14 protein-coding genes and 1 tRNA gene are annotated in these 15,143 nt (G+C 55.6%); 7 read left to right on the top strand and 8 right to left on the bottom strand.

The window, feature by feature from the left end; translation table 11 throughout:
- Window positions 1–57 precede the first annotated feature (57 nt).
- On the top strand, window positions 58–1,290 hold the full coding sequence (locus ACKUTP_RS03570) for a Fic family protein (protein ID WP_409063560.1): 1,233 nt from the start codon (window positions 58–60) through the stop codon (window positions 1,288–1,290).
- A 193-nt stretch (window positions 1,291–1,483) separates the two neighbouring features.
- On the opposite strand, the gene ACKUTP_RS03565 is transcribed toward ACKUTP_RS03570, so the two are convergent.
- From ACKUTP_RS03565 to ACKUTP_RS03555, 3 genes are all read right to left on the bottom strand, one after another.
- A complete protein-coding gene (locus ACKUTP_RS03565) occupies window positions 1,484–2,641 on the bottom strand; it encodes an IS110 family transposase (RefSeq protein ID WP_409063376.1) in 1,158 nt (385 codons plus the stop codon).
- A gap of 243 nt (window positions 2,642–2,884) precedes the next feature.
- On the bottom strand, window positions 2,885–3,208 hold the full coding sequence (locus ACKUTP_RS03560; RefSeq protein ID WP_409063559.1) for a hypothetical protein: 324 nt from the start codon (window positions 3,206–3,208) through the stop codon (window positions 2,885–2,887).
- A gap of 162 nt (window positions 3,209–3,370) precedes the next feature.
- Window positions 3,371–5,065, bottom strand: a complete 1,695-nt coding sequence (locus tag ACKUTP_RS03555) for a PTS lactose transporter subunit IIBC (protein WP_055310563.1) — start codon at window positions 5,063–5,065, stop codon at window positions 3,371–3,373.
- A gap of 377 nt (window positions 5,066–5,442) precedes the next feature.
- On the opposite strand from ACKUTP_RS03555, the gene ACKUTP_RS03550 reads away from it, so the two are divergent.
- Both ACKUTP_RS03550 and ACKUTP_RS03545 read left to right on the top strand, forming a co-directional pair.
- Window positions 5,443–6,342, top strand: coding sequence for a haloacid dehalogenase-like hydrolase (locus ACKUTP_RS03550; RefSeq protein ID WP_229077205.1), 900 nt, complete (start codon window positions 5,443–5,445; stop codon window positions 6,340–6,342).
- 54 nt (window positions 6,343–6,396) lie between these two features.
- Window positions 6,397–7,134, top strand: a complete 738-nt coding sequence (locus tag ACKUTP_RS03545) for a GntR family transcriptional regulator (protein ID WP_250787243.1) — start codon at window positions 6,397–6,399, stop codon at window positions 7,132–7,134.
- 432 nt (window positions 7,135–7,566) lie between these two features.
- Here ACKUTP_RS03545 and ACKUTP_RS03540 read toward each other — a convergent pair whose 3' ends face one another.
- The gene (locus ACKUTP_RS03540) at window positions 7,567–8,331 is read right to left on the bottom strand and encodes a DeoR/GlpR family DNA-binding transcription regulator (RefSeq protein ID WP_409063558.1); all 765 of its coding nucleotides are present in this window, start codon (window positions 8,329–8,331) and stop codon (window positions 7,567–7,569) included.
- A gap of 206 nt (window positions 8,332–8,537) precedes the next feature.
- On the opposite strand from ACKUTP_RS03540, the gene ACKUTP_RS03535 reads away from it, so the two are divergent.
- Both ACKUTP_RS03535 and ACKUTP_RS03530 read left to right on the top strand, forming a co-directional pair.
- Window positions 8,538–9,590 (top strand): aldose epimerase family protein, encoded by a 1,053-nt coding sequence (locus ACKUTP_RS03535; RefSeq protein ID WP_409063557.1) that lies wholly within the window; start codon window positions 8,538–8,540, stop codon window positions 9,588–9,590.
- A gap of 9 nt (window positions 9,591–9,599) precedes the next feature.
- Window positions 9,600–10,013, top strand: coding sequence for a transposase (locus ACKUTP_RS03530; RefSeq protein ID WP_409063556.1), 414 nt, complete (start codon window positions 9,600–9,602; stop codon window positions 10,011–10,013).
- 755 nt (window positions 10,014–10,768) lie between these two features.
- On the opposite strand, the gene ACKUTP_RS03525 is transcribed toward ACKUTP_RS03530, so the two are convergent.
- Entirely contained in the window at window positions 10,769–11,272 is a 504-nt protein-coding gene (locus ACKUTP_RS03525) for a DUF5626 family protein (RefSeq protein WP_368131294.1), read from the bottom strand.
- Between the two features lie 510 nt (window positions 11,273–11,782).
- Window positions 11,783–12,295 (bottom strand): PTS system mannose/fructose/N-acetylgalactosamine-transporter subunit IIB, encoded by a 513-nt coding sequence (locus ACKUTP_RS03520; protein WP_409063555.1) that lies wholly within the window; start codon window positions 12,293–12,295, stop codon window positions 11,783–11,785.
- A 157-nt stretch (window positions 12,296–12,452) separates the two neighbouring features.
- On the opposite strand from ACKUTP_RS03520, the gene ACKUTP_RS03515 reads away from it, so the two are divergent.
- Window positions 12,453–12,528, top strand: a tRNA-Thr gene (locus tag ACKUTP_RS03515).
- A 471-nt stretch (window positions 12,529–12,999) separates the two neighbouring features.
- Window positions 13,000–13,365, top strand: a complete 366-nt coding sequence (locus ACKUTP_RS03510) for a hypothetical protein (protein ID WP_117564756.1) — start codon at window positions 13,000–13,002, stop codon at window positions 13,363–13,365.
- A gap of 135 nt (window positions 13,366–13,500) precedes the next feature.
- Here the strand turns inward: ACKUTP_RS03510 and ACKUTP_RS03505 are convergent, their stop codons facing one another.
- Both ACKUTP_RS03505 and ACKUTP_RS03500 read right to left on the bottom strand, forming a co-directional pair.
- The gene (locus ACKUTP_RS03505; RefSeq protein ID WP_117756832.1) at window positions 13,501–13,974 is read right to left on the bottom strand and encodes a YhcH/YjgK/YiaL family protein; all 474 of its coding nucleotides are present in this window, start codon (window positions 13,972–13,974) and stop codon (window positions 13,501–13,503) included.
- A gap of 197 nt (window positions 13,975–14,171) precedes the next feature.
- Entirely contained in the window at window positions 14,172–15,107 is a 936-nt protein-coding gene (locus ACKUTP_RS03500) for a hexose kinase (protein WP_055251199.1), read from the bottom strand.
- Between the last annotated feature and the right edge of the window lie 36 nt (window positions 15,108–15,143).

Here is a 15,143-nt window from a genome sequence, read left to right as displayed (position 1 = left end):
TATCATTTAATGGTATTATGATATCGAAAGTATGTTCGTGATACCGAAAGGAGCCGCATGCGCCAGTTCGATTACACCACAGTCCCAGCGGAACTCGAAGCAACTCCAATCACCAACCTCCTCCTCTCGATACGCGAGCATAAAGGCCGTCAGCTTGCTCTGAGTCAAGTCAAACCCGAGCTTCTATCGTCCCTAATGGAGGAGGCTAAGATCCAAAGCACCCGATCCTCCAACGGACTTGAAGGAATTGTTACCACCCAAAAAAGACTCAAAGCGATCATGGCGTATTCCGCCAAGCCAAGCTCCCGCGCAGAGGAAGAAATCGCTGGATACCGAGATGTGCTGTCGCTTATTCACGAGCAACACGATTCCATTCCCGTAACGCCATCGGTCATTCTGCAGTTGCATCGTGACCTCATGGCGCACACGGCAATCTCGTATGGAGGCCATTGGAAAGATGGCGATAACGAAATCGTCTCCATTGACGATCAAGGTAATCGATTTGTGCGCTTTAGGCCCCCTTCGGCTCTAGCAACCCCGGGACTTATTAAAGAAGCCTGCCAGTCCCTCAACGATGCTTTATCTCGCCAAGTTTGCGATCCCCTCCTTATATCGCTCCGCTTTATCTTCGATTTTGTTAGCATTCATCCCTTCAACGATGGCAATGGCAGGATGAGCCGGCTCCTTACAACGCTGCTGCTCGAAAAGACTGGATACGATGTTGCGCGTTACATCAGCATCGAACGACTTATTGAAGACAACAAAGCGCTTTACTACAACGCCCTCGCTGCAAGCTCCACTGGATGGAATGAAAATCAAAACACCGAAGTACCCTTTATCCGTTTCATGCTCGGAACAACCCTGGCCGCCTACCGACAGCTCGAGCAGCGTACCTTAATTGAATCAAGCACTCGTCCCATGTCGAAGCAAGCGCGCATCGCTGTTCTATTTCAACAGAGACCCGGCGTCATTAAGAAATCCGACATCCGGTCCAGCTGCCCCGATATCAGCGAGGTAACCGTTAAACGAACCCTCGGCCAGCTTGTTAGTTGCAGCGCAATCGAAAAAACAGGAGCGGGTCGTTCGACGGGCTACATACTCAAAGACGTCCATGCTCTAGAACTATTCTTGCAAGCCACAATACCCGATGGCGAGGCCGCAATAACAAAAGAGGCTTCAAAGGATAAGCTCCTTGAACGTGTAAACCACGCCGAGGATGAAAGCAGAGAAGGGCTCTATGAAGACTACGATTCATTCTCAAGGGACATAAAGACGAGATACGGAGTCTAGTCATATCTCAGAATAGCCTCATCCTTGTTGCCCAAAGTTATTTGCGCGTCATTGTGAAGCGGTAACCCCGCGCTGGCAGGGGGGTGTTCCTATAGTTTTGTCAACTGGGAAATGCTCTTCGTGCGACCGAATCGCGGCATGCTGACGCCAAGCCATTAGGCCGGTGGGCTTCAGTCTGCTCGGTGCGTTTCGGCTAGGCTGCGTAAGGCACCCTGTCTCGCATGACCGCGTAGATGACCTTCAGTCTCTTTCGCGCCAGCGCCTTGAGCGCCTTGCCGTGCGACATGCCCCGCTCTCGGCACCTGGTGTAGTAGTCGCCCCATCTCCCCTCTGTCCGGGTGAGGCAGTTACATGAGAATATGAGCAGGTTCTTCAGCCTCTTGTTGCCTTGGCGCGATGCCGTCACCGAGGAGATCGAGGTTCCCGACTGGCGGTTGCGCGGCGCCAGGCCGCAGTACGACGCGAGCCTGTCGTGACTGGGGAAGTCTTCGATGTCGATGGAGATCGCAAGCTCGGAAGCGGTTTTGGGCCCGATGCCCGGCACCGTCAGGAGGCATCGGTAGGTATCGTCGCCCTCGAGCAGGGCGGAGATCTCCGCCGTGATCGCCTCGATCTCCGCCGAGTTCTCGGATATCCTGCGCGCGAGCAGTTTCACCGCCCGGTCCTCGGCGGCGACGACCGACGCATCCGGCCTTGTCGAGGAGGTTGTCGAGCGGACGAGGGCCTCGATCTTACCGCGCGCCGCCCCACGCGTGAGCGCCGCCGCCCTGCGGGGCCCGGCGTCGGCTACCGACCAGGCCCCGCCGAGGGATGCCATGAGCCTCAGCTGGGGCCCGTCGGACAGGTCGACCAGTGCCTCGAAGGCGGGGCACGATTCCAGCAGGATGCTGCGCAGCCGGTTCTTATTCCTAGTGTTCTCGCAGGTCAGGAAGTTCCTCTGGGCGGCCAGCGCCCTCGCCGCCGCAATCGTCGGACCTGGGTCTCCGACCGGCAGGAGCGCGTCGGGGATGCCAAGCGCCGTCTTCGCGATGACCATCGCGTCTCGCTCGTCGGTCTTGGCGTCGCCGGCGAAGAGCCTGGCGGCCCCGTGCGCCGCGAGTCCCGGCAGGTACGCCGCCGACATCCCGGCCGCCCTGGCGCGGGCGAGCGCGAGGGCGCCTATGTTGCGCGACTGGTCGACGACCACGAGCGCATCGGGGAAGCGGCCGAACAGCGAGTCCAGGTCGTCCTCCCTGTTCGCGACGGGGGTGCTCAACAGCACCTCGCCGTCTCGAGTCGCGACGCATGCCCAGTGGGACGATTTCCCGACATCGAGCCCGATGACGGCTTCCGACATTCTAATTGGTGCCACGGTGGTATCCTCCAATCGGTAGGCCGATCGGAACCCCTCCCCGCGACACCCACATTACCTGGCCGTGGCGCTTGCGCCCGGCAGTTTCCTATCAGTCGTCCGGAGCGGCGAGCGCCCCCGGTGGCAACACCCCCCGGGCCCTCTACGGGGCAGGGGCAGACGGCCATCCGGAGGCGCCCGATCGGCGGCCCCTCGGGGCTTGCCCGTATCGTAGGCAATGCGCCGAATGCTCGCCATCGAAATTTATCGATGACCTATTTCAGACTGTAATGGGCAGAAGTATCGCCCGCCGATCTTGCTGGAGTCGGCGATGAGGTAGCGCGTATCGGCCTTGCTAAAGGCGAGCTGCTGGATGCGGCCCTCGTCCATATTGGACGTAGATACGTCACCGTCCAAGATGCCGTTGGCACCGATAAACGCCGCGTCAATGCCCAGCGCACGCAGGGCATCCTCGGCCATGGGGCCCACAAAGGCGGCGGTGCGGCGACGGTACATGCCGCCCACCAGGCACAGGTCGCAGCCCTCGCGCGCCTCGAGCAGGTTAAAGACCGAAAGCGAATTGGTCACATAGATGGAAGGCAGTTTGTCGGTGACTCGGAGAGCGCCAATGCGATCTCACGACGGTTGCGCTCATTGTCTCAATTAGATACTCAACGAAATACGGCCCCGCAGCTCAATAAGCTGCGGGGCCGTACCATACACCGACGAATCAACGACGAAGTGCATCCACTATTTGGCCAGCTCCTGAACGATCCAGTCAATTGCACCTTCGGGATCGTTGGTAAGGTCGATATACTCCTTGCCCCTTGTGGTGAGCAGTTTAATTCCAAGGCGATCGGTATCGGCCTTCATAGCGTCATAGTACATGCGTGCCTGGGGCGCCAGAACAATCACGTTGTACTGATCCATCGTCTCATAGTGGCTTCCGTACGCACCGGACTGAGAAACCAGATCGATACCCTTAGCAGCGGCACCTTCGCGAAGAGCATTTGCCAAGAGAGTCGAAGTGCCGGCACCTTGGCAAAGCACAAGCACGCGGATCTGCTCCGCCTTGTCCTTTACCGCCTCGAGAGCTTTTGCGACATTTTCCTGTGCGGCAATAGCATCTGCATCCGAGTTTCCTGCAGTCTCCTTTGCAGACTCTTCCAAACAAAGCTGATGGTCATACGCCTTGCAGAACGGATAGTAAATCACAAAGTCAACGACCAACAGCACTGCCATCAATACGAGAGAACGCAGATCGAGACCCGTGGTGAGGAACGCACCAATTGGGCCGGGAAGCGCCCACGGCATGGTATACATGGGGGCGTTCATTCCAATGACGTCAATGAAAAATTTACCGATAATGGCGTTGACCATAGGAGCCACTAGGAAGGGCACGAACATATAGGGATTGAGAACAATCGGCATACCGAAGATAACGGGCTCGTTAACTCCAAAAATCACCGGGATAATCGATGCCTTGCCCATGGCTTTAAGCTGCTTGGAGCGCATAAACATGATCAGGATAATAGGAACGATGAACGTGCAGCCAGAACCGCCCAGACCGCCGATGAAGCTTGTAAAGTCCTGCGTGAGAGCAATTGACGGGTGTCCACCTGCTTGGAAAACCTCAAGATTGGTAACGGTATTGCCGTAGAGCGCAGCATTGATCGGACTCATGACAACCGAAGCACCGTGGATACCCATAAATTGGAAAAGCGCGACCGCGCCTTCGATAAGCGCCATGCCAGGATAGGTGTCGACCGCGGAGAACAGCGGCGAGATGAGAGCGGATACCAAATTGGCGAACGGCACAGCAAGCAGCTTGCGGCTCGCAAGATCGATAAAAGCGCACGCAAGGATCGAAAACCCAAATGCAAAGATATCGCGAAAACTCTGCGCAATAGAGCCAGGGACCTCTTTGGGAAGCTTGATCGTCACATTATGGCTAATGCACACCTTATAGATATTAACAGTCAAGAATGCGGCTACGAACGCAGCGAGAAAACCCTTGGTTCCCATATAGCCGGTTTCAAAAACAGATGTATCTGCTCCGCCAATCGAGACAACATCGTTCGTCACCGATAGCAAGAGCATGCCGCACATGGCACAAACCATGCACGAGGTGGGGTTGAGAGATTTACCCGAAGGCATGCGACGGTTCATCGACATGGCAAGTGAGCTCGCCGTGGTGCCGGCCACCATAATGCCAAGAAGTCCCATGGTATATGCATAGATTTTATTGAAGAAATCCAGCACCTCAGACGGAAGCGTGATGCCTACATAGGCAGGGAGCGTCGAAAGAAGAAGGAACAAGCTCGAGAACAGCACAATTGGCATATTCGAGAGAAAGCCATCCTTAATCGCCACCAGATAAATGTTCCTCGAGATTTTGTCGAAGAGGGGCTGGTGTTTTTCAAGGAATTTGACGATAGCGTCCATAACACATCCTTTCATGATTCCCGGGCACACAACGATTTATCCGGACTCAACCGTCGTCGTCCCCGTTTGTATCCACTTATGTAAGTGAATACGTTCTTGTGCGAAATGTAATATCATTTGCGCGATTTGTCATAACCAATTCTTTTTCCGCTTTGTCGATATGTCAAGAATTCAAATACTTATTCGGTGAACGGTAGTTGATTAATATAATGTTTTCCCAGCTAAAGGCTATTTTTTCCGAGCAATACAATAAGCTTGCAACCGTTCACCGATTGGATATAACATATTGAATATATTGTTGTAACAATATTAGAGACAATGTCACAAGCCTGTCGTTCTAGTCAAAGGAAGTAACAATGCCCAAACGATTACTGAACATGTCCGCATCCGATTTTGCCGCCACGTCATCCATGGATCTAAAACAGGCAATTCTGGCTTCCGAGGGACGTACCATCATGGCGGAAAACGTACCCTCTTCCCAATTTCTCGGCGGCGTTACTAATGCAGAAATCGAACGTGCCGCAGGTGCCGACCTGCTTCTGTTTAACGCGCTCGATGTGTTCGATCCAGTTATTGCCGGTATTCCAGATGATCTCAATGAAAACCCGGTCACTTGGGTGAAGCGAGCATGCGGAAGGCCCATTGGCGTCAATCTGGAGCCAGTTGATAACGAGGCAGAGATGTCTGAATCCCGAACGGAAATCCCCATGGGTCGTCGCGTCTCTCCCAAGACCTTAGAAAAGGCTAACGAACTCGGATTTGATTTTATCTGCCTGACGGGCAACCCTGGAACCGGCGTCTCCAACGATGCAATCGCCCATTCGATTAAACTCTCCAAAGAGCATTTCAATGGCCTGGTCATAGCCGGAAAAATGCATGGAGCGGGCGTTGCGGAACCTGTCATGACGCTCGAAATTGCGCGCAAGTTTGTTGACCTCGGCGTCGATATCCTTCTCGTGCCAGCCCCCTACACCGTCCCTTGCTTCCAAGAAGCAGACCTGCGCGCCATCGTAGACTTTGTACGATCCCACAACGTAGGCAAGTCAATTGAAGAGAAGGTTCTCGTCATGGCGGCGAACGGGACGAGTCAAGACTCCTGCGACAGCGAGACCATTAAGAAAATAGGCCTTGCAGCAAAAGCAGCCGGCGCTGACCTCCAACATATCGGGGACTCCATGAACGGTATTTGCCTGCCCCAGAATATCTTCACGCTCGGACAAGCCCTTCGTGGATACAGGCATCAGATCGTCATGCTGAGCCGCTCTGTGATACGTTAAGGTTACCTTGCCCACGTTACATCCCGACTGAGGCAACCATCAGGTATAACCAACATGCAAACTGAGGCTCTAATGCTCGATACACACGAAAAACGGCCACTCTATTTACAGCTCACCGACGCGCTGCTCAAGCAGATCGTCGATGAATATCAAGCAGACGATAAACTTCCGACAGAAATGGAACTCTGCGACGAATACGCCGTAAGCAGAACAACCGTCCGACTTGCCATGAGTGAGCTGGAGCGTCGTGGAAGTATCTATCGAATCCAAGGTAAGGGATCGTTTGTTGCACCGAAACGCGTTAGCGAGCTCAATTCACTTTTAGACTTTGACTTTGCAAGCCATTGCGATGGCGTTGATCCGGATGCCATCACCAAACATTTCGGCGGCCTCACATCAGGTCGTCCAATTTCCGTAATGATGCTCCAACAATTTGGATGTCAAAGTCGCGATGAAATTCAGCGTCTTGAATTGACCTACGAACTTGAAGGCAGCTTCATAGGCGCTGATACGTTCTTCATTTCAAAGTCGCGCGTTCCGAATAACCAGTTAGATTTTCAGGCATTTAGCAGAATCATGGACGACTTGTCCAAGTCTATCCAATCTGTTAGGGAAAGCTATAGAGCACGTCAGCTTAGCGATTCCGAAGCCAGTAATTATGGTGTTGCAAAACTTCCGGTCATCGAACTGACTCATTATGCTTACGACTCCGGAGGCAAACTAATCTCAATTGTCTGCCGCACCGTCTTAACTGGGCGGGTCCCTTATCAAAACTTTATTTTCAAGTCCTAATGTTCTTTTTCTTTTGTCTCGATCTGTAACACGTAGCCGAGTTTTTAAGTCCTAACCGTTACAGATCGAGACAAACAAGGTAGACCACGCCGAATTGTCTCAATCTGTAACACTAAGACCGGTTTTGGACGTCTAGATGTTACAGATTGAGATGAATGCACAGGTCAATCCTCTCAATCTCAATCTGTAACAACTAGCTGAATTTTTCGGTCCTAGCTGTTACAGATCGAGACAAACGGAATAGGCCGAGCCAAAAATCTCGATCTGTAACATCTGACTCGCTTTTGGCCGCCTAGATATCACAGGTTGAGACAATTTGATAGCGGAGTCCTCATTTGCGCGTCATATCGCGTAGCGCTGACGCGCTGGTTTCCACAATGACAGGAGGTAAAAGTCCTCCCGCATCGCCCGTTGGCAATCCCGTAGCGCTAGCTAGCAAATGACCTGCGTATGCTCCTCGATGGCGGCACGATCTTCGGCGGCGATGCCCGGCTCGCACACCACGGCGTCCAGGCTGTCCAGACGACAGAAGGTGTAGAAGTCGCGCTTGCCGATCTTGCTGGAGTCGGCGATCAGATAGCGCGAGTCGGCCTTGCTAAAGGCGAGCTGCTGGATACGGCCCTCTTCCATGTTAGACGTGGACACGTCGCCGTCCAGAATGCCGTTTGCGCCGATAAAGGCTGCGTCGATCCCCAGTGCGCGCAAGGTGTCCTCGGCCGTGGGGCCCACAAAGGCGGCAGTGCGGCGGCGGTACATGCCGCCCACCAGGCACAGTTCGTAGTCTTCGCTCGCCTCGAGCAGGCTAAACACCGAAAGCGAGTTAGTCACGATGCGCAGACGAAACGCCGGCAGCATCGAGGCCATCTGCTCAACCGTGGTGCCCGTCCCCAAAAAGATGGTCGAGCCCTCTTCGATAAGCTCCACGGCGCGGCGCGCAATCTGCAGCTTTTCCTCGGCATGCTTGGAGCGCTTTTCACTATGCGAGTACTCATGGCGCAGCATAGCGTGGGGACGGCCCTGTGCACTGCGGGCTCCGCCGTGCACGCGCTCGATCTCGCCTAGGCTCGCAAGCTCCTCAAGGTCGCGACGGACCGTCATGTCCGAAACGCCCAGTGCATCCGAAATCTCCTTGACCGAGACCGTGCCCTGCTCTTCGAGCAGCTGACGAACCTTATCCTGTCGCTCTGCCTTAATCACGATGAATCCTCGCCGTTCTTTGCACGTATATCATTCAAACAATAACGAACAAATTGTATCAGACTCGCGCGCGCCAGAAATGAACGCCCGCACAGCTCCAATCATCACTTTTTTGAGAAAAATACCCCCTGCTTTAGTGGGGTGTAGTGATAATCTCGCCTGTTCGCGCTACAGTTTGTCCGAAATACCTCGATGTTAGGAACCAAATGATCACTTCCGAGCTTTTCGGCACCGCGCCGTGCGGTACCCCCGTTCATCGTTACACCCTCAACGGGCCCGAGATCTGCGTTCGCATTATGGACTATGGCGCCACCGTGCTGGGTATTGATGTGCCCGACATCCCCGGCAACGTGCGCGATGTGGTGCTGGGCTTCGATAGGCTCGAGGATTACTTTGACAACCCCGCCTGCTTTGGCGCGACCATCGGCCCCGTGGCAAACCGCACCGCGGGCGCCACGATCACCATCGACGGCACGGACTGGCATATGCCCGCCAACGAGGGCGCCAACAACCTGCACAGCGATCTTGAGCACGGTCTGCATAAACGCGTGTGGGATGTTGAGCTCGACGAGGTCCATAACGCCGTGCACATGACCACCTCGCTTAAGGATGGCGAGCTGGGCCTGCCCGGCAACCGCATCTTTACGGCCGTGTTTACCGTTACGCGCACCGGCGTCTTCCGCATCGAGTACGGTTGCGAGAGCGACCGCGCCACCTACGTGTCCATGACCAACCACACATACTTTAACCTTGCCGGTCATAACGCCGGCATGGACTGCGAGCACTTCTTTGTTGCTAACGCCGCCCACTACCTGCCCATCAACGAGCAGAATATCCCCACCGGCGAGATCGCTCCGGTCGAGGGCACGCCGTTTGACTTCCGTGAGCTGCGCCCCGTCGCTCCTGGCATGGAAGCCGACGACCCGCAGATTAAGCAGGCCCGTGGCTACGATCACTGTCTGTGCATCGATGGCTATCAGTACGGCCGTAATCTGCGCCGCGCGATGCACGTCGAGGAGATGTGGACCGGTCGTGAGCTGGACTACTACACCACCGCCCCTGGCGTGCAGCTCTACACCGGCAACTGGCTGGGCGACGAGCACGCCAAGGACGATGCCAACTATGGTTGGGGCGCCGGCTTTGCCCTCGAGGCAGAGATGTACCCCGATACGCCGCACCAGCCGCTGTTCCCACAGGGCATTGTGGGCCCGGGTCACCCCTACAGCAATGTGATCGAATACCACTTTATGAGGCACTAAGCCCACAACGTGACATACCGTACAGCAACGCCCGCCGGCACCACCGCCGACGGGCGTTTTTCTATCCAGTCGAACGCCCGGTCGTTCGCCGCATGGGTCGGCCTGACGCCCTCCGAGCACTCCAGCGGGGAGAGCGACCGCAGGGGCGCGATCACCAAGGCAGGCAACAAACACCTGAGGAAGGCGCTGGTCGAGGCCGCGTGGCACTACCTGACGTGCTCGGGGCGGCCGAAGGACCTCGCCAAGGGCCAGGCCCCGGACCGGGTCGCCCGCAGGCATGCCGCCAAGGGCGTGCGGAGGCTGGTCGAGAGGCGGGAGGCGCTGCTCGCGCGCGGGGTCCACAACAACAAGGCGAACGTGGCCACGGCGCGCGAGCTCGCCTGCTGGGTGTGGGCGGTCGGCCTCATGGCCGAGGAGGCGTAGGGGGCCGGTCCCCCGCACATAAGCCGATCACCCCGGAAGCGGTTCGATCCGAAGCCGTTGAGGCGAACCTCAGGTCCCTTTTCTGCGAGCGCCCAGGGCGCCACACGCGTGCACAGACTGTCGGTTCGACGTAGAAGCCTCAGCCGTAGCAACGGATTGCCCAGCGAGAGATCGCCGCGGGCGGATATTAAACTGCAAAGACGAGCGTCGGGAAGACACGCCGAGGTCGCCGCGGACGGGTTGATATAGGGAGAGGGCCTGACCCCATATCGTTGGGGCCAGGCCCGATTTTGCCTCTTGACAATGTCCTGCTCATATTAAAAGGACAGCCCTTGCCAACCCGGACGGCAAACCGGCCAATCGGCAAGGGCTGTCCCCGATCGCTAGTCGTTTAAGAACATCTACGACGACCGGGTGGCAAGGAGTCTCCCCAAGCACCGGCTGGAAAGGAACGTCCCCAGGTGACGGGTCGAGGATAGGCGTGGATTTGGCGCTGATGCGGTCTCAGTCATAGAAAAATCCTCTCCGCCCACAGAGAAGCAGACAGAGAGGATGGCACCTGCTGAAATGGGTTCGAAATCGAGTGGGCTGACCGCCTACTCTTGTTTGGTTCGTTCAATAACCTTTTTGAGAGCCTTTATCAACTTGTAAACGAGATAGATCACCGCAGCGGTGATTCCGACCTCAACCAGAACTATAGCCAGGAGGGAAACCTCTCCGCCAATGTTGATCTTACCCAACACGCCCATATTGAATCACGCTAGATATGTATGCAGTCGTGAGCCATTTATTTCAGCTCCAAGAGTATAAGTCGCAGACGCCATACCGCCTACACCGGTAAAAAGAAAGCTCCACTTTGTTCGTTTGGAAGAAAAACTCTTACTGAAATTCGATAAGGCAGCACCAACGGAAGATGCCTTATGGCCCCACCACGATGTAATGTTGTAGTTCTTGATTGATATCCAGTACTCAGCATCGAGCACTCCAGTATAGAAGTAAACCTTCCAATTCCCATCAGTAGCGTTGTAGTAGCCGTCCCAAATCGGGGCAACATCAGCTTGCTCTTTCTCTATCCCAAAAACACCTGTAGAGCCATCTGGCAGCTCGATAGTACGTTCTTGTTTCGGCCCATCATTCAAATCGAAGCATGCGTCGGCGGGCGTCAAATACTCAGAAGCATTTGCGGAGGGCAATAAAATAAATCCGGTGGCGAAAAATAGGACAACCATTGCTAACAACAACTTGGGCATTTTTTTCATCATGTCCTCCTGTCACGTGTCATATGTAACGACAGCCGCGGCAATTTAATTATCGCCTGGTTCTGACAATTTATTTTCCGGCACAGCGACTAATCCGCAAAAGGCGCCATTTTGTCCGTTAGCGGTTTCTTTTTTATCAACAGACGACCAGGTTCCGGCAACTATGTATCGGGGGCGCTCTTAAACGGCTGGTCGTTGGGCGCGCTCTTTCGCCGCCCGGCAGAGACGATATGAGCAGGACATAAAACATTGAGAGCCCCTGCTCATATCGTCTCTGACGGGCGCCCATGGCGCCACACGCGTGCACAGACTGTCGGTTCGACGTAGAAGCCTCAGCCGTAGCAACGGATTGCCCAGCGAGAGATCGCCGCGGGCGGATATTAAACTGCAAAGACGAGCGTCGGGAAGACACGCCGAGGTCGCCGCGGACGGGTTGATATAGGGAGAGGGCCTGACCCCATATCGTTGGGGCCAGGCCCGATTTTGCCTCTTGACAATGTCCTGCTCATATTAAAAGGAACGTCCCCAAGTGCCAAGGGTGTCCCCAACGACTAGTTGAATGGGGTCGGGATTGGAGCTGGGGAGGTAGCGGATTTCTAGCTCTATGCCGAGTTCTTGCAGCTCTTTGAAGGCGGCGACGTCTGTGTCGTCTACGGCAACTGTAGGCGTCGCGGGACGCTTGCCCTCCCCTGCTTGCATGTGACCGATACTGATCTTGGTAATGGGCACACCGCCCTTAACCAGCGCGAGCGCATCGGCGGGTGAGGCCACCATGATCAAAATCCATTGACGCGGCGTTGCGGTCTGAATGATGTCGATGGCCTTTTGCACCGAGAAAAACCGTGTCCACACGCCATCGAGCGTCGCCACCCTCATAGGGGCCCACTTGCGCGAATCAGCCGCAATCTCATCGTTGACGATTAAGACAAGGTTGGAACCCACGGCTTCGTTCCATAGCTCAACGTCTTGTCCGTAAATAAACCGGTCATCGATGCGCGTGAGAAGAATCTTGGGTTGAGCCATCGCCGCCCCATTCTGCTTGAGATCCGTAAGAGCAAGACATCACGTCTCCAATATTAGTGCATTTTAAGTGAGAAAAGCCGTCAAAACACTTGCGCGGATGTGCGATGTCCCGTATCATAGACAGCCGTTGACGCTCCTGTTGCGTCATCACATGGCCGCCAGCGTAGCTCAGTTGGTAGAGCACCGCTCTCGTAAAGCGGGGGTCACCGGTTCGAGCCCGGTCGCTGGCTCCATTGCACAAGATAGCCGCCTTCGGGCGGCTTTTTTGTTACCGATTTTGAGTGCGTGCGCGCCAATCCAAGCATCGCCACGTCAACAGCGGCCCACTCGGTGGACTTCGGGTTTAATGCTTAGGGGCGGGGATTTACCAAAGTGAAATTTTAATGAAAAGAAACCCAGCTGCAACAATTGCCATGGTGAGGGCTCGAATTGGCCATATAGATCTAAAATAGTCACGATCCCTTCTCTTTTGCTGGAACGATATATCTATACAAGGTTGTGAGCGGAAAACAAAAATACGTCGATTGCTATCCGACAAACGGGTCTGGAATTGCATTCACCGGCATTTCGGGGCAGATTGATACACATGTACGAAAGGGAACCTATGTGGTGCGTTGGGTTGGAGCTGCTGCAGGCCCGATATGGATTGCGGTCTTGCGCCCCGATGTCCAAATAGGTTTCTCTCTCTAGACGGGAAGTTGCTCATGGACGCCATATATGACGGGGATGACTGGGTCGATCATTATACTTGGCGCCTGGTCGGCTCGAACGACAATGGGGATGTGGTGTTTGATGGACTATGTCCAAAGCATCTCCATCCTTTTGTCTCGTCGTTAATTGAGAGTTCCGCTCGTGTTGCCCCCTACAGCTCGGCATCGCTTCATGATACGGACGTTTTGAAGACCATAAGGGAATCAATTGACGATGGCACGATGAGCGGCCCGCTGTTTTCTCGGCTTGTGGGGCTAGATGAGATTGGCTCGAAACGACTGCTTGCGGGCGAAAAGGTGGAACTCACTTATCGGTCGATGATTTCAATCCTGCGGCTAGCCGATGTTCTTCGCAAATAAATGAGGCTTCCCTATTCAAAAACCGAAAACCCCGCCAAACGTGATTCCCCTAGAGAAAGCACGTTTGGCGGGGTCCTAGCGTGATTTCCCTAGGGAAATCACGCCATCAGACGAACAGCTCAGCCGAGCAGCGCGCTACTCCTCCCAGTAAGCGTCGGCAAGCAGCTTAAAGCAGATCTTCTTGACCGGCTGCGCGCCATCGCCCGGGAACTCGAGCGTGGGCATGTGAGGCTCGCCGGCAACGAACAGCGCAAACTTGTCGTCGGCAAGATCGCCGGCGATCGAGGCGTCGGAATCGACCAGATCGTAGTCGTCCTTCTCGTCAAACTCCTGAACCAGCGTCAGGCTGCCCGTGGCAACCTTAAAGGCCTCGCGACCCTCGATGTCGATCTGCAGGTCGTGATAGCGCTGATGCGTCTCGTAGTGAGCCTCGGCCTCGGGACGAGTCGTGGGAGCCATGACGTTCGCATAGACCTTGTCGCCCAGAATCGGATGGCTGCCGACCTCGAGCTCCGCCGGGTCGTTCTCCTCGAGCCAATCAATCAGCACATCGAGGCCCTTGAGCATTCCGCGGTACTCCTCGATATCGCCCAATGCACCGTAAATCATCTAAATCCCCTCTCGGATCGTTTCTTTGGCGGCTACTCGGCAAACGCATTGCCGACGCTGTTGCCACCCACATACGTCTCGACCAGGGTAAGGTCGGGATTGAACACGACAACGTCGCCGTCGCGCCCCGGCATAATGCTACCGCACTTGTCGTCGGCATGAGCTAGCAAGCGATGCCGGGGGCGACGCCCAAGCTCTTACAGCTCGGTCACGACAACGCCGTTGTAAACCTCGTCCCAACGATCCATAACCAAGTGGCCAGTCATGGGATCCATGGCATTGAGCTTGCCGCAGGTGTTGGCGGTACGCAGCACCGTCTCGTCGTCGGCTCCGGCAGCAATCGCATGTGCGAAGCCGGCAATGGTCGAATCGCCAGAGCCCGTAGCGTTAACGGCGGGGATATCGGGGGTCTTGGCGCGGAACGCACGGCCGTTATGGAAACCAACGGAGCCGGCAGCGCCCATGGATACGACGACCCAGGGGATATCGGAGAAGCGGGCGTCAGAGGCGAGCGCGGAACGGAGCTCGTCCACATCGTCGGTGGTAAAGCTCGTGCCCAGAAGGCCGTTAATTTCGGTCAGGTTAGGCTTAACCAGCTCAGGCTTGACCTCGGACTTGAGCGCAGCCTCGAGCGAGGCGCCCGAGGTATCGAGCAGCACCTTGGCGCCGGCGTTCTCTGCAATGCCCGTGATCTTAGCGTAGTAGTCCGCCTCGACGCCGCGGGGCAGCGAACCCGAGATGGTAACGACATCGGCCTTGCTCGCAAGCTCGGCGAACTTGGCGGTAAAGGCATCGAGCTCCTCGGGGGCAATCGTCGGGCCGCTCTCGAGCAGCTCGGTCTGGTTGCCGGCGTGGAGGATGTTGAGACAAATGCGAGTCTCGCCCTTGATGGGCACAAAATCATTCTTAATGCCGTTAGCATCCATGAGCTCGGCCATATAGGCGCCCATATGACCACCAAGCAAGCCGGTTGCCACGACATCGTCGCCCAGCTGGCCCAGGACGCGGGCCACGTTGAGGCCCTTACCGCCGGCGGTCTTTTCGGGCGTCACGCGGTTGACGTCGTCGATAATGAGCTCATCGAGCTGATAGCGCGTATCGACGGACGGGTTCATCGTAACGGTGAGGATCATTTCTAGCTCCTTATCTCGCAGGCTCCTTATGCCTTG

It is taken from the genome of Collinsella sp. wc0529 (genome assembly GCF_046116875.1).
Classification (GTDB): domain Bacteria; phylum Actinomycetota; class Coriobacteriia; order Coriobacteriales; family Coriobacteriaceae; genus Collinsella.
Note: the sequence above shows the minus strand (reverse complement) of the source record. Positions and strands in the feature narration are given on the sequence as shown.